At 41.8% G+C, this 16744-nt stretch carries 28 protein-coding genes, 1 tRNA gene and 1 pseudogene; 24 read left to right on the forward strand and 6 right to left on the reverse strand.

Translation table 11 applies throughout. From position 1 onward, the window contains the following. Position 1: 1 nt before the first annotated feature. Entirely contained in the window at positions 2-1123 is a 1122-nt protein-coding gene (metI, locus tag Q3W56_RS04585; protein WP_302894777.1) for a cystathionine gamma-synthase/O-acetylhomoserine thiolyase, read from the forward strand. Beyond that, positions 1116-2288: a cystathionine beta-lyase gene (metC, locus tag Q3W56_RS04590; RefSeq protein WP_302894651.1), complete on the forward strand. Its 1173-nt coding sequence runs from the start codon at positions 1116-1118 to the stop codon at positions 2286-2288. The genes metI and metC overlap by 8 nt, the downstream gene beginning before the upstream one ends. Before the next feature lie 27 nt (positions 2289-2315). On the opposite strand, the gene Q3W56_RS04595 is transcribed toward metC, so the two are convergent. Then, on the reverse strand, positions 2316-2861 hold the full coding sequence (locus Q3W56_RS04595; RefSeq protein ID WP_302894652.1) for a GNAT family N-acetyltransferase: 546 nt from the start codon (positions 2859-2861) through the stop codon (positions 2316-2318). Positions 2862-2931: 70 nt separating this feature from the next. Beyond that, positions 2932-4122 carry a DUF819 family protein gene (locus Q3W56_RS04600; RefSeq protein WP_302894653.1) on the reverse strand — a complete coding sequence of 397 codons (1191 nt, stop codon included), beginning with the start codon at positions 4120-4122 and terminating at the stop codon, positions 2932-2934. Positions 4123-4294: 172 nt separating this feature from the next. On the opposite strand from Q3W56_RS04600, the gene Q3W56_RS04605 reads away from it, so the two are divergent. Next, positions 4295-4367 (forward strand) — tRNA-Val (locus Q3W56_RS04605). A 127-nt stretch (positions 4368-4494) separates the two neighbouring features. On the opposite strand, the gene Q3W56_RS04610 is transcribed toward Q3W56_RS04605, so the two are convergent. From Q3W56_RS04610 to Q3W56_RS04625, 4 genes are all read right to left on the reverse strand, one after another. Next, entirely contained in the window at positions 4495-5724 is a 1230-nt protein-coding gene (locus Q3W56_RS04610; RefSeq protein WP_302894654.1) for a tyrosine-type recombinase/integrase, read from the reverse strand. A 20-nt stretch (positions 5725-5744) separates the two neighbouring features. Next, complete coding sequence (locus tag Q3W56_RS04615; RefSeq protein WP_302894655.1) at positions 5745-6248, reverse strand: ImmA/IrrE family metallo-endopeptidase; 504 nt, start codon at positions 6246-6248, stop codon at positions 5745-5747. A gap of 69 nt (positions 6249-6317) precedes the next feature. Continuing rightward, positions 6318-6902, reverse strand: a complete 585-nt coding sequence (locus Q3W56_RS04620; protein WP_032725422.1) for an SHOCT domain-containing protein — start codon at positions 6900-6902, stop codon at positions 6318-6320. 301 nt (positions 6903-7203) lie between these two features. Next, positions 7204-7581, reverse strand: a complete 378-nt coding sequence (locus Q3W56_RS04625) for a helix-turn-helix domain-containing protein (protein ID WP_032725423.1) — start codon at positions 7579-7581, stop codon at positions 7204-7206. 165 nt (positions 7582-7746) lie between these two features. Between Q3W56_RS04625 and Q3W56_RS04630 the strand changes: the two genes are divergently transcribed. The 21 genes and pseudogenes from Q3W56_RS04630 to Q3W56_RS04730 all read left to right on the forward strand — a co-directional run bounded on the left by Q3W56_RS04630 (position 7747) and on the right by Q3W56_RS04730 (position 16533). Further along, on the forward strand, positions 7747-7974 hold the full coding sequence (locus tag Q3W56_RS04630) for a helix-turn-helix transcriptional regulator (RefSeq protein ID WP_032725424.1): 228 nt from the start codon (positions 7747-7749) through the stop codon (positions 7972-7974). 11 nt (positions 7975-7985) lie between these two features. Continuing rightward, a complete protein-coding gene (locus tag Q3W56_RS04635; RefSeq protein ID WP_302894656.1) occupies positions 7986-8177 on the forward strand; it encodes a helix-turn-helix domain-containing protein in 192 nt (63 codons plus the stop codon). 1 nt (position 8178) lies between these two features. Then, positions 8179-8907 (forward strand): Rha family transcriptional regulator, encoded by a 729-nt coding sequence (locus Q3W56_RS04640; RefSeq protein ID WP_302894657.1) that lies wholly within the window; start codon positions 8179-8181, stop codon positions 8905-8907. 56 nt (positions 8908-8963) lie between these two features. Continuing rightward, positions 8964-9533: a helix-turn-helix domain-containing protein gene (locus tag Q3W56_RS04645; protein ID WP_302894658.1), complete on the forward strand. Its 570-nt coding sequence runs from the start codon at positions 8964-8966 to the stop codon at positions 9531-9533. Beyond that, the gene (locus Q3W56_RS04650) at positions 9530-9787 is read left to right on the forward strand and encodes a YqaH family protein (RefSeq protein WP_302894659.1); all 258 of its coding nucleotides are present in this window, start codon (positions 9530-9532) and stop codon (positions 9785-9787) included. The genes Q3W56_RS04645 and Q3W56_RS04650 overlap by 4 nt, the downstream gene beginning before the upstream one ends. A 283-nt stretch (positions 9788-10070) precedes the next feature. After that, positions 10071-10775, forward strand: a complete 705-nt coding sequence (locus Q3W56_RS04655) for a DnaD domain protein (RefSeq protein ID WP_368045750.1) — start codon at positions 10071-10073, stop codon at positions 10773-10775. Beyond that, positions 10660-11511, forward strand: coding sequence for an ATP-binding protein (locus tag Q3W56_RS04660; protein ID WP_302894661.1), 852 nt, complete (start codon positions 10660-10662; stop codon positions 11509-11511). The genes Q3W56_RS04655 and Q3W56_RS04660 overlap by 116 nt, the downstream gene beginning before the upstream one ends. Then, complete coding sequence (locus tag Q3W56_RS04665; protein WP_302894662.1) at positions 11504-11647, forward strand: hypothetical protein; 144 nt, start codon at positions 11504-11506, stop codon at positions 11645-11647. Before Q3W56_RS04660 ends, Q3W56_RS04665 begins: the two co-directional genes overlap by 8 nt. A 93-nt stretch (positions 11648-11740) precedes the next feature. Beyond that, positions 11741-12139 (forward strand): YopX family protein, encoded by a 399-nt coding sequence (locus tag Q3W56_RS04670; protein WP_302894663.1) that lies wholly within the window; start codon positions 11741-11743, stop codon positions 12137-12139. Next, complete coding sequence (locus Q3W56_RS04675) at positions 12126-12584, forward strand: DUF1064 domain-containing protein (protein ID WP_302894664.1); 459 nt, start codon at positions 12126-12128, stop codon at positions 12582-12584. Before Q3W56_RS04670 ends, Q3W56_RS04675 begins: the two co-directional genes overlap by 14 nt. 119 nt (positions 12585-12703) lie before the next feature. Further along, the gene (locus Q3W56_RS04680) at positions 12704-12898 is read left to right on the forward strand and encodes a hypothetical protein (RefSeq protein ID WP_302894665.1); all 195 of its coding nucleotides are present in this window, start codon (positions 12704-12706) and stop codon (positions 12896-12898) included. A gap of 55 nt (positions 12899-12953) precedes the next feature. Then, complete coding sequence (locus Q3W56_RS04685) at positions 12954-13160, forward strand: XtrA/YqaO family protein (RefSeq protein ID WP_302894666.1); 207 nt, start codon at positions 12954-12956, stop codon at positions 13158-13160. Between the two features lie 32 nt (positions 13161-13192). After that, positions 13193-13477 (forward strand): hypothetical protein, encoded by a 285-nt coding sequence (locus Q3W56_RS04690; RefSeq protein WP_302894667.1) that lies wholly within the window; start codon positions 13193-13195, stop codon positions 13475-13477. Next, positions 13474-13722: a hypothetical protein gene (locus Q3W56_RS04695; protein WP_010330964.1), complete on the forward strand. Its 249-nt coding sequence runs from the start codon at positions 13474-13476 to the stop codon at positions 13720-13722. Before Q3W56_RS04690 ends, Q3W56_RS04695 begins: the two co-directional genes overlap by 4 nt. Positions 13723-13733: 11 nt before the next feature. After that, positions 13734-14147, forward strand: a complete 414-nt coding sequence (locus Q3W56_RS04700) for a hypothetical protein (protein WP_302894668.1) — start codon at positions 13734-13736, stop codon at positions 14145-14147. A 244-nt stretch (positions 14148-14391) separates the two neighbouring features. Then, a complete protein-coding gene (locus Q3W56_RS04705; RefSeq protein ID WP_302894669.1) occupies positions 14392-14721 on the forward strand; it encodes a YopX family protein in 330 nt (109 codons plus the stop codon). A 192-nt stretch (positions 14722-14913) separates the two neighbouring features. Beyond that, entirely contained in the window at positions 14914-15045 is a 132-nt protein-coding gene (locus Q3W56_RS04710) for a hypothetical protein (protein WP_302894778.1), read from the forward strand. A gap of 15 nt (positions 15046-15060) precedes the next feature. Further along, positions 15061-15251: pseudogene (locus tag Q3W56_RS04715) on the forward strand (hypothetical protein). A gap of 15 nt (positions 15252-15266) precedes the next feature. After that, a complete protein-coding gene (locus tag Q3W56_RS04720; RefSeq protein ID WP_302894670.1) occupies positions 15267-15782 on the forward strand; it encodes a sigma-70 family RNA polymerase sigma factor in 516 nt (171 codons plus the stop codon). Positions 15783-15884: 102 nt separating this feature from the next. Next, complete coding sequence (locus tag Q3W56_RS04725) at positions 15885-16022, forward strand: hypothetical protein (RefSeq protein ID WP_302894671.1); 138 nt, start codon at positions 15885-15887, stop codon at positions 16020-16022. 298 nt (positions 16023-16320) lie between these two features. Then, complete coding sequence (locus tag Q3W56_RS04730) at positions 16321-16533, forward strand: helix-turn-helix domain-containing protein (RefSeq protein WP_024713902.1); 213 nt, start codon at positions 16321-16323, stop codon at positions 16531-16533. Positions 16534-16744 lie beyond the last annotated feature (211 nt).

The raw sequence follows: 16744 nt of genomic DNA on the forward strand, positions 1-16744 counted from the left end.
TATGTCACAGCACGTTGAAACGAAATTAGCCCAAATCGGGAACCGAAGCGACGAAGTCACGGGAACAGTGAGTCCTCCTATTTATTTATCAACAGCCTACCGCCACAGAGGGATCGGAGAATCAACCGGATTTGATTATGTCCGCACAAAAAATCCGACACGCCAGCTTGTTGAGGACGCGATCGCCAGCTTAGAAAACGGCGCGAGGGGGCTTGCCTTCAGTTCAGGAATGGCTGCCATCCAAACGATTATGGCGCTGTTTAAAAGCGGAGATGAACTGATCGTTTCATCGGACCTATATGGCGGCACGTACCGTCTGTTTGAAAACGAGTGGAAAAAATACGGATTGACCTTTCATTATGATGATTTCAGCGATGAGGACGGTTTACGCTCTAAGATTACGCCGAATACAAAAGCGGTGTTTGTAGAAACGCCGACAAATCCGCTCATGCAGGAGGCGGACATTGAAAAGATTGCCCGGATTACGAAAGAGTACGGTCTTCTGCTGATCGTTGATAATACATTTTATACACCGGTCTTGCAGCGGCCGCTTGAGCTGGGAGCCGATATTGTGATTCACAGTGCAACCAAGTATTTAGGCGGGCATAATGACCTGCTTGCGGGACTTGTCGTTGTAAAGGATGAGCAGCTTGGTGAGGAAATGTTTCAACACCAAAATGCGATCGGCGCCGTCCTGCCTCCGTTTGATTCGTGGCTTCTGATGAGAGGGATGAAAACGCTGAGCCTCAGAATGCGCCAGCATCAGGCAAACGCGCAGGAGCTTGCGGCATTTTTAGAAGAACAGGAGGAAATTGCCGATGTACTGTATCCCGGAAAGGGTGGCATGCTGTCCTTCCGTCTTCAAAAAGAAGAGTGGGTCAACCCGTTTTTAAAAGCGCTGAAGACCATTTGTTTCGCAGAAAGCCTCGGCGGGGTGGAGAGCTTTATTACATACCCTGCCACACAGACGCACATGGATATTCCTGAAGAAATCCGCATCGCAAATGGCGTCTGCAATCGTTTGCTGCGTTTTTCAGTTGGAATTGAACATGAGGAAGACTTAAAAGAAGACTTAAAACAGGCGTTATGTCAGGTTAAAGAGGGAGCTGTTTCATTTGAGTAATCACAATTGGACGCTGGAAACCCAGCTCGTGCACAATCCATTTAAAACAGACGGCTCAACAGGAGCGGTCAGTGTACCGATCCAGCACGCATCGACTTTTCACCAATCCTCATTTGAAGAGTTTGGCGCATACGATTACAGCCGCTCAGGTACGCCGACAAGAACAGCGCTCGAAGAAACAATTGCCGCACTGGAAGGCGGAACGAGAGGATTTGCTTTCAGTTCAGGCATGGCGGCCATCTCAACAGCATTTTTACTGCTGTCACAGGGCGATCACGTTCTTGTGACAGAAGATGTATACGGCGGAACCTTCCGCATGGTAACAGAGGTGCTGACCCGGTTTGGCATTGAGCACACGTTTGTTGATATGACGGATAGTAACGAAGTGGCGCGGAATATCAAGCCGAATACAAAGGTCATTTATATGGAGACACCCTCAAATCCGACACTTGGGATTACAGATATTCAAGCGGTGGTTCAGCTTGCAAAAGAAAACGGCTGTTTGACCTTTTTGGACAATACATTCATGACACCTGCACTGCAGCGGCCGCTTGATCTCGGTGTGGACATTGTGCTTCACAGCGCAACAAAGTTCCTGAGCGGACACAGCGATGTGCTGTCAGGCCTGGCTGCTGTCAAGGATGAAGAGCTTGGGAAGCAGCTGTATAAGCTGCAAAACGCGTTCGGCGCCGTCCTTGGCGTACAAGATTGCTGGCTCGTGCTGCGCGGCTTAAAAACATTGCAGGTTCGTTTAGAAAAAGCAAGCCAAACAGCGCAGCGGCTTGCGGAGTTTTTCCAGAAGCATCCGGCGGTGAGACGAGTGTATTACCCGGGCCTGGCCGATCATCCGGGCGCCGATACCCATAAAAGCCAGTCAACGGGAGCGGGCGCCGTGCTATCTTTTGAGCTTGAAAGCAAAGAGGCCGTTAAGAAATTAGTAGAGAATGTATCACTTCCGGTCTTTGCTGTGAGCCTTGGCGCTGTGGAATCGATTTTGTCCTATCCGGCAACGATGTCTCACGCGGCAATGCCTAGGGAAGAGCGTGAAAAACGCGGCATCACAGATGGCCTGCTTCGTCTTAGCGTGGGGGTCGAACATGCAGACGATTTAGAACGTGATTTCGAACAAGCGCTGAAAGAAATTGCGCCAGTGGCGATCCGTTAAAAGAAGCCGGGGATGGCCCGGCTTCTTTTATTGTTCATCATCATGATTCAGAATCGCGAGGACTTGATGATCCTCCCATTTTCCGTTGATTTTCACATTTTTTCGAGCGATGCCCTCTTTATGAAATCCCGCTTTTTCCAATACACGCATGGACCCGAGATTGCGGGGCATCACACCGGCTTCAATACGGTGCAGTTTCAATTCCTGAAACGCAAAATCAACAATCAATTTGACTGCCTCTGTCATAAGGCCCTTTCCATTATGGGCTTTGTCTAAAAAATACCCGATGAACGCAGTTTGCAGCGCCCCGCGGATGACTTGAAAGAGCGAAATCGTCCCGATTAATGTATCATCTGACACTGCAAAAATGCCAAAATGATACTCTTCATCTTTCTCCAGTCTTTGCTGATACTCTGCTATCCTTTTTCTTTGCCCCTCAACCGTATAGTAATCGTCTGCGCGTATCATGGAAAACTGTTCAAAAAAATTCCGGTTTTCGCTTTGCAGCCGCAGATTTTCTCCCGCATCCTTTACTTCTAAAGGTCTTATATAGATGTTTTTTCCTTTTAACATACCAGTAATCTCTCCGTTCCAATGTCAGCATTCCTCTTACATGATTCTGAGGAAAGTGCAAAAATCCTTTTTATAAGAAAGAAGAAAACCAGTTTCCCAAAAAGGTACCGACATAGTTCCCAATTAAGTAGCCGAGCGTACCGACAAGCATGATCGGGGCGACAAGCTCCCGCCAACCCTTGGCAATTGCCATCGCAGCCGCTGTTGTAGGCCCCCCGACAGCAGCGTTGACAGCGAGCAGAATTTCCTCAAGCCGCACGCGGAACAATTTTCCGACGGCTAAGGAAACAGTTAAATTGCTAATCGCAATGATAAACACAAATAATAGAATAAGAGGCGCATTGGTAACGATTAAGCGCAGATCTGCAGGAATGCCAATCACTACAAAAAACAAATAAATCAAAAAGGTACCAAGCTCCTGAGATCCATTAAGCCTTTCAAAAAAACGCGGGAAAAGAAAAATGATGAGAACAGTTAAAGACGTAAGCATCAGATACTGATCGCCAAGCGTTCCGGTCAAAAGGGGATGAGAAAAAAGGCTTTTAAATAAGCCGGAAATCTTCACACTAACCGCAACAAGCGCAAAAGCAGCACCGGCATTAAAAGCGATATCCTTTAAGGAAATGTCCTTCCGTTTCCAATAGCTTTCTGCACTGTTTCCGCTCTTTCCATCGGCTTTTACTTTTTCTTCAAACGGCATAGCATAATGCCGCTGAAACCATTGAACTGCAGGAATACTGATTACTATAAAAAACAAAATCGCCATCATCACATTGTCAGCCACAACGGTAGCCGACACATATTCCCCCGGCGTCTCAAATTTTGCCGCCATCGCCGCAAAGTTGATCCCGCCGCCGATATAAGAGGCGCTGATCATTCCGCCGATTTTATCGAGATAAGGAATATGCTGTTTGAATAGAAAATAAGAGAGAATGCTCCCAAGCACAGTGCCAGCGGAGCTAATCAGAAAAATAAAGAGCAAACGCCTGCTTTCCTTAAAAATCTGGCGCACATTGATCTGAAACAGCAAAAGAGGAATCGCCAGCGGCACCACATAAGACCAAACAGTATCATACACAGGCGATTCAACAGGAAGAACTCCTATATTTGTAAACACCATAGCACCTAAAAGCGCAATGATCGCTCCGGACACAGCGGACGCCCACTTAAAGCGCTGCTCCAGCCCGATGCTCACTGCCGCCCACACCGCAATAAATCCCCACAATACCCAAACATCATCAGAAGAAATCAAAGAACCCAAACCCCACCACCCCTATTGTTAGAAAATTAGACATATTATAATAGCCGAGGAACGAAACAGCAAGTCCGAAAAAAAGGTTTTTTAAAAAAAGCAGTTGACGGATTGAGGAGGAGGTTATATAATAGAACTTGTCAGAAAGACAACCACATACCCAGCAACATATACATATCATGATTCCGTAGCTCAGCTGGGAGAGCGCTACCTTGACAGGGTAGAGGTCGCTGGTTCGAGCCCAGTCGGAATCATAGCTTAAACCCTTGCATAGCAAGGGTTTTTTATTTTTCTTATTTATTGATTTTGTCATCATTCATCGAGTTGGGGACGAATTGGGGACGGAATTTATTTGAGCTGATTTTGAAGGGAAATTCAAAATCAACTCTGTTTTTGTGCTAGGTTTCTAGGATCGAATTGGTTAAAGTGTTTTACTGTGCTATTTTCGAGTTTCTCGGTAACATGGCCATAAATATCACTAGTTGTTCGAGCACTAGCATGTCCTGCTCTTCTTTGAATAGCACTGAGACTTTCACCAGCTTCCATAAGGAGAGCCACCATAGTATGCCGCAAGTCATGAAGACGAACATCTTTTAGGCCGTACTTCTTTTTTATTTTAGTCCATTTTGCGGTAGGGGTTGTATAGTAGTAAGGTTTTCCTTTACCACTGTGAAATACATATTGATGTTCTCCGCCTTCCCAGGCATCACCGAGCATAAGTTTTTCTTTCTTCCATATGCGATAATATTTAGCTAACTCATCCATATAAAAATCAGGCATTTTAACGAATCGTTGAGAACTTTTTGACTTTGGGCTTTTGACGTGAGGCTCTCCGTTAATTGTTTTAGAAATTGATCTATTTACGTATATTCCACCTTTGTCCCAATCTACATCCAAGTGCCATTCACAAGCAAGAGCTTCTCCTCTACGAAGCCCCCCGATCAGAGCTGCAAGATAATATAAGCGCCATTTAATGTCTATTTCATACAACACTTTAATACATTCAGCTGCTTCTTCCGATTCAAGAAAGTTCATTTCCTTATTCTCAGCTTCAGGTGAACTCAAACCCTCCATAGGATCATCTTTTATCAATTTCCATTCCTCTGTTGCGGTTTTAAACAATGCTTGCAGAATTTTAAATATATCTTTGATTGTTTGATCTCCTAATCCGCCAGGCTTTCCATCTTTTCTAGCTCCTTCTTTAGATAAATCATCAATAAAATCAACAATATGAAGGCTCTTTATTTTGTCTATTTTTTTATGACCTAATGCTGGGAGGATGTGATTGTTTAAGTGATTTGAATACTTAACAGATGTTGTATAAGAGTAAGGTTTGCCATTTTTATTAAAGAGCTTTTTTTCAATCCATTTCTCTGCAAATGATTCGAATGTTGATTTTTCAGGCGCAATATACTCGCCGGCCTCTACTTCAATTCTGAAACGGTGCAACTGGTCTTCTAGATACTCCTGTAATTTCCGTTTAGACTTTAATATTTTTGGATCTTCGATACGAATCGATTTCTTTTTTCTATCTCTTTTACCGTTTGCGTCATAACCATTTTCGACTATTAATCTAAAAGATTTTTCACTGCGTCTTTCAATACTAGCCATGTGGCTACCTCCTTGTTCTATTAATTTAGTTGATAGAGCTTTTGATGCCAGAGAATAGAAAACTGTTTTCTTTTGTACATTTCAAGCCGTTTAGCTGCGAAAGGGTATGTGACGTTAAAAGTATCCCCAATTAACTTTATAGCCTCGGATTGCATGCGAGGCAACGACATCTTTTCGAGCATAAATGTCGGTACACAAAAGTGATACATGAAACTATTGGCCTGATATTCTTGAAGCTCTCTAAACATTCTATTCATATTAAATTGGTTTCCGGCATGCTTCAGCACATGGGCGAGTTCATGAACGAAGTCTTGCCATTGCTCTTGTGGTGAAGCTCGAATATCCAAAACCATGCTGTAAAGACCATTGATACAAAACATGCTGCTATTAGCTTTCTCATAATGAAACCATATCTTAAAAGCAGCGGCAATGCGTTCAAGATCTATATCGTCAGGAGCGAGCATATTTAATTTTGTATAAATCTTTTTTACTTCTTCTTCTAGATGTGATAACTGGATTGCCATAATAAACACCGCCAAATGGGAATGTATGTTCTATTTTTAGTGTGAAAGAAAAGCCCAAAAAATCGGGCCTTATATGTTTAAAAGCTTTTTCTTTTTCGCTGTAAATTCTTCCTCTGTAATAAGTCCTTCATCTTTTAAAGTTGCATATTTTCTTATTTCGGAAGCAACGAAATCAAAATCAGAATTTATTGGCTTTTCGTCAGCCTTACGTTTAGAAATGTTCTCAGTAGCTGTTTTCTTGCTTGCTGCGATGATCGACTTCCTAACATAATTTATAAATTTTTCGTGATCGCCTTCCATGACGCTTTTAATTAGGTAATCACCATTAACTGTTTTAAATTCAAGTGTAAAACCAGTGAAAGCTTGTTTTAAAACTGAAATACTTTTAATCTCATCATAATTCCAACTAATTATTTTATGACCACCGGCTTTATCAGTTACAAGGTGTAAATTTTCTTTTGTTGCAATAAACAGACCTTGACTGCTGACTTGCGAACCAGTTAAGTATCCAAAAATAACTTCCATCATAACTTGATTTTTTTGTCCTAACAACGGTTGGGCTGCATAGTATGTTTTTCTAAATCCCCCAGATGCCTTTCGTTTCTTTTTAGCTACACTGTTATAAACTTCTTCATTTTTAAATAAAAATGCCAACTGTAATTTCCCCTTTTTATAAAAAAATGTCATCATAAAATTAAAAGAAGATACCCGTTTTTTTGGTACATCAATGGGATACGGATAGGAAACCAGTGGTACACCATTGGGAGACGGGCATTTCTTCAACCCCTTGCTACATAAGGGATTAAACTCTTGTAATTTTTAACTTTGGTACACGAATGGAATTACATTAGTTACCATTAGACTTTTTTGGGAAACTTCTATTAATAACTAAATAACTAAAGAATAACTAAATCAAAATAGATTAATCATTGCAATACTTTTGTTTGAAGCAATATCAATCGCTCTCCACATTCGGAGATTTACGACCTTTTGCTTTTTCTTTCTCTTTCAAATAATTAATGAAATCGATAGCTTGCTTTCGACTTTCTTCTGAAAAGTCCGAAGCTTCTTTAAAGGCGATTTGCAAATCAGGATCGTCAAAAAGGTCATGATTAAATTCATTTGGTTTTTTGCCAGTTAGAATATAGTCAGTTGTTACTCCATACAATTCAGCAATTTTAACCAGCATTTCTCCATCAGGTTTTCTTAAACCATATTCCCAATTTGCATAGGTGGACATAGTTTTAATGCCGAGTTTTTTAGCCACTAATGATTTACTCCAACCTTTTTTCTCTCTTAATTCAGTTAAGATTTTTCCTGTTATATTTTCCATTTTCAAACACCTTTTTCATTTGGTGTGTAAATTTTATCACGTTTTACACAATGAAGATAAATAGTTACACAAAAAGAATAAAATATTATTGACTTACCCCATATGTGTATATTAATATGGGTTTAACAACGAGTTACACAAAAAGAGTAAGGTGGTGTTGCAGTAATGCTTGAAAAATTACGAGCAGCTAGAATTTCTCAGGGAAAAACACAAACATATATGGCTAAACAATTGGGATACAGATATGCCAGCGGTTATGCGAATATCGAAATGGGTCGTACTAAGCCGAGCTTAGAGAAAGCACAACAAATTTCTGAGCTGCTTAACGGAGATGTGAAAGAGCTTTTTTTTGATGAAAAGTTACACAATATGAGTAATAAAACTACAGCATAGGAGGCATAGAAATGGCTCGCAATACAATGACTGTTCAAGAAGCAGCTGAATACCTTGGTGTTCACCACGACACGATTTACACAATGGTTCGCGAAAAAGAAATTCCACACTTTCGAATACGCACACGCATTTTCTTCACTAAGCACAACATAGATGCGTGGATCGAAGCGCAGGAACAAGCAAATATGAAGGAGGCTCTATAGAGTGAATCAGATTGTTTTTATTGAAGGCAACCAAGCCGTAACAGACAGCCTGACGGTGGCTGAGGTATTCGGAAAACGACACGCCGATGTAATAAAAAGTATTGAAACACTCAATTGCTCCAAGGAATTTACTGAACGAAATTTTTCGTTGAGTGATTATCAAGATGCAACTGGTCGAACGTTAAAAAAATATCTAATCAAACGTGATGGACTCACATTTTTAGTTTTTGGTTATACAGGCACAAAGGCAGCGATATTCAAAGAAAAATACATTGCGGAGTTTAACCGCATGGAAGCAGAGTTGCAAAAAATGACTCAGCCGTCCTACATGATCGAAGATCCAGTCAGCCGGGCAAAGCGATGGATCAGTGAGCAGGAAGAACGGCAGCAACTTGAACAAACATTGAAGATTCAAGAATCATTAGTCAACTTTGCACAGAGTTGTATGGCATCAGAAAGATCAATGCTTGTTCGTGAACTGGCAAAGCTTGCTTGTAAAAACGGCATTGTCATTGGTGAGAAACGGCTCTTTCAGAAGCTGCGCGAATGGAAGATGATCATGGCGAACAAAAATGAGCCGTACCAGGAATACATCGAGCGCGGTTACTTTGAAATCGCACAGGGGGTGCGAGATGTAAAAGGAACGCCGAAATCCTGGCTGACAATGCGCATCACTCCAAAGGGACAAGCTTTTATTATCAATAAGCTCAAAAAACAGCAAGTAAGCTAGTTCATTCATTACTTAAATTTTACCAAATAATTCCCCGTGAAACAGGAGGCGAACATATGTCGAACAACCCGTATAAACTCGATAATTTACCAAAAATTATGCGAGAGGTCAGAAAGGCAATCGGGCTTACTCAATTTCAATTAGGGCGGCTACTCGGCGGTAAAGATCAGCGATATGTGTCAGATGTTGAAAACGGCTTGACAGCATTGACACCTGAATTGTGTATCAAGTGGTTTGAGGCTTGCGGAGCTTATGAACACATTGATCTCGTTCATTACTTGTTTAAGCTGCATCCAACAGCAGCGGCACCTATTGATCCGGCATTAAATAGGAGTGCAAGTAATGCGGTTATCAATATGATTCATCAGCTTGAGGAAGCAATCCAAGCAACAAAACATCTATCCCGTTGGCTAGCAAATGATCGACCAGGAAGGTCAGAGGATTTACCTTTGGGGGATATCAAGCAGATATTTGATCTAATCCCAGCAAACAAAACTCTGATTTATTCGTTAGTGCGGAGTCATGGCCTAAATATGCAAGAACTAGCCGACAAGTGGACACGCAAAGCGTTAATGGATCAAGTCGCAATGTCAAAACAAGAGGAAAGGCAGGCAATGCTCGTATGAAACTCAATCAATTCCTGAAATCGGATGTAGAATCTGTAAAACGAAAATCAGATTCAGTTGAAAGTATGGCTGACCTTTTACTGGCCTCTTTAAAAGATGGGGATTACGAAGAAGCTTTAGATATTCTTGGCAGTATAAAAGCGAATATTGAGGATTTGAAACGCATTTCGAATAAAGGGCTATTATATGATACTGCATTAAAAATGCAACAGCGAGGCATTGATTTATCAGTGGTACGCAGGAGCTTAGGATAATGTTCACTTTGTCCATAAACCAGTAACAGCGATGGAAGTCAGAGCATGGTGTGAAATAATCCGAAATCATAGCGAACTGCAACTGATTTGGGATGATCGCAAAGCAAATTACAGAAAGAATGAGTCGATACGAAAGGCTTCTTGGGCGACGGAAGGGGCACCAAATCGAGCGAAGCTGTTCCGTGCTTATGTCGAAGGCTATCACAGAACAAATGAACCTGGGTTACGTTTAGTGCGCATCAGCGGAATGACAACACTGTGTGAAAGGAAGTAGGTGAGCGGCATGGATATGGAAGGTTGGGGTTACGTTATTGTACCTTCTCGCCAATTTACAAACAGGCGCGAAAAGATGATTTATATGTGCTTACTCGAAGAGGCTGCTTTCGCCCCATTTGGATCTCTAAAGATTGGAGAAACGATGATCAACGTTGCTGAATTGGCGAGAGAAGCTTCCATTGACGTAAAGAAGGTGCGTTATTCGCTCAGTAAGTTAGAAGAATCAGGCTTTATCAAAACGAGGCGCTTGAAGCAGAACAAAGGAATCATTGTCACCATTGTTGATTATGTAAAGCTTCAAAATACCAAGAATTACGGAAAGAAATCGGAGTCGGTACAGGACGAAACGCCAGCACAAGAAGAGCAGCAGGAGGTTGAGAAGAAAGTGAAAGGTAACGTATTTGCATTTTTTGAAGACGAGGGGTTCGGCCTTCTATCATCGTTCATGGCTGAGAAGCTTAATAGTTTGATAGACGATTACGGCGAAGACAAGGTGTTGGATGCAATGAAAGAGGCAGTAACGAGGAACGCTCGCAATCTTGCCTACGTACAGCGCATTCTCCAGTCAAACAAGAACAAAAGTAAGGAGTGGCAACATGGAAACACACAAAACGCAAAGTACAGACGCGGCAATGGCAGCAATACTGAAGAAGCTTCAGGAAAGGTCAGCCCGATTTTCGGCGGGGTCGGAAGGGTCAGAAGAAAAGGCTGATTATGAATGCACGAAATGCAAAGATACGCTTGGCTATATCGAAAACAAGGACGGACACGAGGTTTGGGTCCGGTGCAAATGCATAGAGCGCCGGCGCATCCGAAAACTGATGAATTCTAGTGACATAACTGCTGAATTTGAGAAGTTGAAGTTCAAGAATTTTATAACTGAAGGAAAGCCAGCTGTCGTGAAAGACACTTACGAAACTGCGGTGGAATACTACAAGGATTTTGACAGCATCCGTGGCACCCGAAACAACAGCATTGCTTTACTGGGGCAGCCTGGCTCAGGGAAAACGCATTTGCTGACAGCTATTTCAAACAAGCTGATTAAAGCGAAAAATATTGCTGTTCAGTATTTTCCATACGTGGAAGGATTCAACGATCTGAAGGACGATTTTGACAAGCTGGAAGAGAAACTCAACCGCATGAAAGAGGTTGATGTGCTGTTCATAGATGATCTGTTCAAGCCTGTGTACACAAACAGCAAAGAAGGCAGGGTTAAGAAACCGCGGGCAACCGATTGGCAGGTGGAGCAGACATACTCTGTCATCAATTATCGGTATCTGAACCATAAACCGGTTCTTATCTCGAGTGAATTGGACATCGAAGAGCTGGTGGATATTGACGAAGCGCTTGGCACTCGGATTTATGAAATGTGCGCGGACTATTGCGTGATCATAAAGGGCGACAGAATGCTATTAAATCATAGATTGGCAGGGTTGCGGAATGGATGAAAAAACGAACTTTAATGGATTCGGAGGAATGTATTTGTTCGGACCTGCTGAACAAAAGGGCGGCAAGGATCTCACACCGACTATCCGGGTGCTTGAGGAAAAGATCAGACAAATGGAGCTGATGCGCAGTGCTTAAAGCGATGATCCTGCTGCCGGCCATCATACTGACGGCGCCAGAAAAAGAAAAGCAGATTCAGCAATGGGAAGAGAATGACGGGAGGTAAGGAGAATGGACATTATCAAGATTCGTTACACATTCAGGCATAAAGGCAGCGGCAACCTTGAAATGAAATGGTACAGCATCGGGCAATTGGAAGAAAGGGCGGCCGCCAAGTTGTCTCCGGTATTCTCAGATGAATATGAATTAATCAGCCGGGATTTATACACCGGATTGAAGGATAAGAACGGCCAGGAGATTTATGAAGGAGATATTGTCCAAGGTTCGCATCATTACCAGAGGGACGATGAAATTATTCTAATTGAGCAACAGGTTAATTATCTTAATGGCTGCTACATGTTTGGAAATTGGAACGCACACGAGTATTTCAACAAACATCGAAATATCGAAGTCATCGGCGACGTTTCTCAAAATCCCGAGCTTTTGGAGGCATCGCATGCCAGCAAATAAGTACGGCGCCAGAAAAACACAGGTGGACGGCATCACGTTCGATAGCCGGGCCGAAGCCAAATACTATGAGCAGCTGAAATGGCTCAAGGTGAGTAAGCAGATCAAAGGTTTTAAGCTGCAGCCACGGTTCCTGCTGCAAGAAGCATTTAAAAAGAACGGAAAAACTTTTCGGAAGATTGAATATATTGCAGACTTTGAGGTTCATAACTTGGACGGCAGCATCGAGATCATTGACATCAAGGGCGCGGAAACAAAGGAATTTGCTATAAAACGCAAGCTGTATGAGCGGCTTTATGATACGCCACTCAAGGTGCTGGCTCTTGATAAGTCACTTGGCTTCATCGAGCTGGACGAGCTGAAAAAACTCAAAAGAAAGGCAGGAAAGTCCACTGTTAAACATGGTAATCGCAGACGATCGGCCGTTGTGGGTGCAGGAAGAAGATAAGCTCATGGCCTTTATAACACGTTGCTCTCAGTTTAAGGCATGCGCCAGCCGAATGGGTTCTGATTGCAAGAAGCTCGGCGGCACGGAAATTCCTAAAATCAATACAGGTGGCAAATACCATGCAACTGCAAAGCATCAATCCTTATAAGCCAGGACCGGTTGAAGAATGGGAGATGACGCCGGAACAGCTGGCGGAATACGTGAAAAAGCATCCGATCGTTTACCGGGAGGAATTGAAACCGTCTCCGGCGTTCACGATAGAGACAGATGGAGAATGGACCACTATTAAACACAAAAAAGCATCGAAGCGTTAGCCCCGATGCATTGATATGAACTGGTACTTCTATCATAGCACAGGGGGCGCTAAGAATGTACAATCCAAGAGAAATTAATTTAAGCAAAGATACAACAATTCAACATGCAATTGAGCCGGGCAAAATACAGATCATCGTTTTAGACGGGAGCCAGGGCACGGCACATGTTTTGGAAGCCCCGGAGCATGGCAAAACAATCATTCAAACGGCAAAGGGCAGCTTTGCTCGAGTCGATCACGAAATAGGTTTCAAAATCAAATAGCAGGGGCTTTCCCCTGCGGGGGAGGAACGGACATGAAAGATAGAATTGAACATTTGAAAAAACTGACATATATTCCTCAGAAGGAAATTGCTTGGCTTATTGAGCAAGCTGAACTTTCTGTTAAGCAGCAGGCAATCATTGAGGAAAACAAGCGTCAGCAGGAAGTAACGGTTCATCAATTCCGGCTGGCGCATAAGGATATTCAGCAACTAAGCGGGGATAGGAAACGATACAAACAGGCATTAGAGAAGATCATTACTAATCTCAACCTTGCGATAACAGTTGCCCAAAATGAATTGGAGGGTGATGTGAAATGATCCCTTTACAAGTTGAGCTTCAGCGGGCAGTCAAAGCCACGAAAGACGAAGCGATGACAGTTGAGCAGGCTGCGGAATATTTGAAAGTGCATCCAGATTACATACCGGTGCTCGTGGCAAAGTCAGACGATCTAAAAATGATCGGTGATGAAACTATCATTGCAAAGCGTGATAAGACAAACGGCTGGCTCATTGGGGCGATGGTTTTGGTTTTATTCTTTGCAATCGCAGTCGGCTGGGAATAGGGGGTGAAGGCATGGCAACAACTGTGCAAATAAAACGTATGAACGATATTAATGATCTGATAAAGCTTATCGCAAGCACAGACAGACGTACTTTCTACTGTAAGTCAAAGAATCGGATTGCGTATTTCAGATTTAAGAAAAAACTGTTCTTTGTTGATGATTACACGGGGGATGATGTTTACCCGTATGAATTGGGATATGGCAGTTCAAACGGCTTTTCGCATGGAGGCAACATGTGGCAACTGGTCAACAGCTTTCGAAAGTTCATCATAACAGGGAAATACGGCGAGCTGAGGGATTATAAAGAAATATGGGCTTACAGCTATGAAGGATGTATGAAGATCCGTCAGAAGGCGAAGGAGATCGGTTTCATTGAAAGCGTTGATTACGCCTACAGTTTTGATGAATGGGCTGATAGTAAATGATCGAATACAGCTGCCCTGAATGTGGCCACAACGAATTAGATATAAAAATCCGCCCAGATGCACGCTGCCCGAAATGCGGCTGCAGCATGGACGTTGAGGAGGAAATTTGTGAAGTGTAAGGCAAACCGAATAGGAATAGGAAGGTTGTGTCTCCTACGGAAGGGATAAAAGGGAATTCATGTATAATGGAATTGTAAGGTGAAAAGTAAAGAAAAAAATCAATTAAGAAAGGATGTGATAAGAAATGGAGAGAAGATTAATTAAATTCAGAGCTTGGGATCATGAGAATAACAAAATGCTTTCCTGGGAGGATATAAAACACAGTTTTTATGATTATTTGGATAACAACTTGTTCTCTGTTATGCAATGTATTGGATTAACCGATAAAAATGGAACTGAAATCTATGAAGGCGATATTTTAATAAGTGATTATATTTCAGGAGAAACTCTAAACGTTGGGTATATTTTTTCTCGTTTTGTGTTAGTTAGAAAAAATGACCAAGTATTTAAACCATACATTGACGAACTTACAAGCCTAACTAGTGAAATCGTAGGACATGTATATCAAGAATAAGAGGTCAACAAATAATTGAAGAAATCTAAAATGAGTAACGGTATTACATAAGAACAACGATATAAGTCCAAGACGGAAAGCCTGCGGACACTGAACTTACAGCATTAGCGCTGTTTGTTTGGTGTCCGTTTTTTATTTCGCAACTATCTGGATGTCTATTGCGATTACTAGCGGTGAAAGGAGTGATCAGACATTAAACAGTCCAAAAAGAAACCATCACAGAAGCAACAGGAGCGCTCAGATCGTTTCTGGCATTCAATGATGCACACGAACATGCAAACACTCAGACGCAGCAAAGGCGGCGCTTTTAAACGCAGAAAGTAAAAGGGGAGTTTCAGGATGAAATACGGATTCGCTTATAAAAACGGAAAGCTTGTAAATATCTTTTGCGGCAAAGAAGAGCTCTATAACGAGTTTAAAGCCTTCTTGGTCAAAACCTTCAGTATCAGTGTAAAAGAGGTATCAAGACCTCAATATATCGCAGAGCAAAAAGCAAACAACTGGAACGATACGTATTCAATTTGAAGTAGAGGGATGATGAAAAAATGCAGGATTTAATCATTGAATACAAAAGAGCGTTAAAAGAAACGAGAAAGATGTACCGGGCATTCTCAGAAACGCCTGAAATTGAAATGACTGCCGAACAAAAGAACGATAAGAAGATCATTGGCAGTATGATTAGTGATATTAAATTCACTCTTGAATGGCTGCAGAACGGAAGACAACCAGGAGCACGCCGGGGAGCTGATAGAAGGGACGTTTATCAAAGAACGATTCTTGCTGATCCTCATATCATTGATGCAATGCCAGAAGAATATGCGATCAATCTAGAGCCAGAAGGGGAGGCAAGCGATTGGGACAAAGAAAGAATTGCTGATGCCCTTTCTGTCCTTACTGAGAGAGAGAAAGACATTTTCATCATGCATACTGTGCAAAACATGTCTTTCGAGGAGATCGCCCAGCTGCTGAACATTAAAAAGGGAACAGTACAGAAAAACATTGAGCGTTCCCGTTTGAAAATGAAAAATAGAGCAGAACACAGCCTATTCTGTTTAGCATGAATAGGTTGTTTTTTAATAAGAATACAGGAAAAAATTCTCTAGTGTAGTTGACGTGAGTAAAGTATTCGTATATAATTAAAGTATAGAAAGGAGGGAACGAAAGTGGCTGAAATAGCAGTGATACTGGGCATCATACTTACAGCACTAACTATCTTTGAAAAAGCTCTTATCATAAGAGAAAAACTCAAAATAAAAAAGCCCAAAATCAAAAGACGCCGTCGACCAAGAAAGCGTAGATGATTTTGAGCCGAGGGAGAAGCTCCACCTTCTCCCTTGCTCTCAAGTATAACATAAGTGATACAAATTATTATATAACCATGAAAGCAGCCACTTTCAGACAATGGAAAAACTCAGAACGTCAACTGATATTTTTGTCCTTCTTGCTTTGGGATACATGTTATTTATTCGGCAGCATGTCGCAGCCAGTCCATTAAAGACAACTTTAGATATATGCATAATTGTTTTGTTTGCTGTTTCAATTGTGGAAAAGTCAATTTCCCTTTATCAAAAATATCGAGAAAAAAGAGGGTGATGTTTGGTGTACAGTCTTAAAGAGCGTGATGCAATTAAAAAGTTTTTGAATGAGGAAATCGTTAATACTAGTGAAGCGATTGAAATATTGGGCTTTACTCGTCAATATCTTAATCAGCTAATTAAAACGGGTCAACTTGAACCGGTTAAAGAAATGCCGAGGGACAGGCTTTTTATAAAAGAGGATATATTGGAATTCCAAAAGCATAGGAAGAAATGAGCACCCGAGCTAAAGGGTGCTTTTTGTCTTACGATTGCCACCTATTTATGAGAAGACAATTTTTTCTCTAAATTCAGGTGATAAAACAGCGCAGGAATACGTACCATGGAAATCCATCCCCTGACAAATTATTGGTTTATTCAACATTTTCGTTCGACAAATTTTGCAAATTATTTACTTTATTCTTACAATTACCGATAATATAGTCATA

Origin of the sequence: Bacillus sp. C28GYM-DRY-1, from assembly GCF_030519405.1 — a bacterium.
GTDB lineage: Bacteria > Bacillota > Bacilli > Bacillales > Bacillaceae > Bacillus > Bacillus spizizenii_A.

Excerpts from the sequence above, each read along its gene's own strand:
- Q3W56_RS04660 (WP_302894661.1), top strand. The coding sequence starts at position 10,660 with ATGGAAACACACAAAACGCAAAGTACAGACGCGGCAATGGCAGCAATA.
- Q3W56_RS04645 (WP_302894658.1), top strand. The coding sequence starts at position 8,964 with ATGTCGAACAACCCGTATAAACTCGATAATTTACCAAAAATTATGCGA.
- Q3W56_RS04675 (WP_302894664.1), top strand. The coding sequence starts at position 12,126 with ATGCCAGCAAATAAGTACGGCGCCAGAAAAACACAGGTGGACGGCATC.
- Q3W56_RS04655 (WP_368045750.1), top strand. The coding sequence starts at position 10,071 with ATGGATATGGAAGGTTGGGGTTACGTTATTGTACCTTCTCGCCAATTT.
- Q3W56_RS04670 (WP_302894663.1), top strand. The coding sequence starts at position 11,741 with ATGGACATTATCAAGATTCGTTACACATTCAGGCATAAAGGCAGCGGC.
- metI (WP_302894777.1), top strand. The coding sequence starts at position 2 with ATGTCACAGCACGTTGAAACGAAATTAGCCCAAATCGGGAACCGAAGC.
- Q3W56_RS04680 (WP_302894665.1), top strand. The coding sequence starts at position 12,704 with ATGCAACTGCAAAGCATCAATCCTTATAAGCCAGGACCGGTTGAAGAA.
- Q3W56_RS04595 (WP_302894652.1), bottom strand. The coding sequence starts at position 2,861 with ATGTTAAAAGGAAAAAACATCTATATAAGACCTTTAGAAGTAAAGGAT.
- Q3W56_RS04650 (WP_302894659.1), top strand. The coding sequence starts at position 9,530 with ATGAAACTCAATCAATTCCTGAAATCGGATGTAGAATCTGTAAAACGA.
- Q3W56_RS04625 (WP_032725423.1), bottom strand. The coding sequence starts at position 7,581 with ATGGAAAATATAACAGGAAAAATCTTAACTGAATTAAGAGAGAAAAAA.
- Q3W56_RS04635 (WP_302894656.1), top strand. The coding sequence starts at position 7,986 with ATGGCTCGCAATACAATGACTGTTCAAGAAGCAGCTGAATACCTTGGT.
- Q3W56_RS04690 (WP_302894667.1), top strand. The coding sequence starts at position 13,193 with ATGAAAGATAGAATTGAACATTTGAAAAAACTGACATATATTCCTCAG.
- Q3W56_RS04685 (WP_302894666.1), top strand. The coding sequence starts at position 12,954 with ATGTACAATCCAAGAGAAATTAATTTAAGCAAAGATACAACAATTCAA.
- Q3W56_RS04705 (WP_302894669.1), top strand. The coding sequence starts at position 14,392 with ATGGAGAGAAGATTAATTAAATTCAGAGCTTGGGATCATGAGAATAAC.
- Q3W56_RS04615 (WP_302894655.1), bottom strand. The coding sequence starts at position 6,248 with ATGGCAATCCAGTTATCACATCTAGAAGAAGAAGTAAAAAAGATTTAT.
- Q3W56_RS04630 (WP_032725424.1), top strand. The coding sequence starts at position 7,747 with ATGCTTGAAAAATTACGAGCAGCTAGAATTTCTCAGGGAAAAACACAA.
- Q3W56_RS04695 (WP_010330964.1), top strand. The coding sequence starts at position 13,474 with ATGATCCCTTTACAAGTTGAGCTTCAGCGGGCAGTCAAAGCCACGAAA.
- Q3W56_RS04665 (WP_302894662.1), top strand. The coding sequence starts at position 11,504 with ATGGATGAAAAAACGAACTTTAATGGATTCGGAGGAATGTATTTGTTC.
- Q3W56_RS04610 (WP_302894654.1), bottom strand. The coding sequence starts at position 5,724 with ATGGCTAGTATTGAAAGACGCAGTGAAAAATCTTTTAGATTAATAGTC.
- Q3W56_RS04700 (WP_302894668.1), top strand. The coding sequence starts at position 13,734 with ATGGCAACAACTGTGCAAATAAAACGTATGAACGATATTAATGATCTG.
- Q3W56_RS04720 (WP_302894670.1), top strand. The coding sequence starts at position 15,267 with ATGCAGGATTTAATCATTGAATACAAAAGAGCGTTAAAAGAAACGAGA.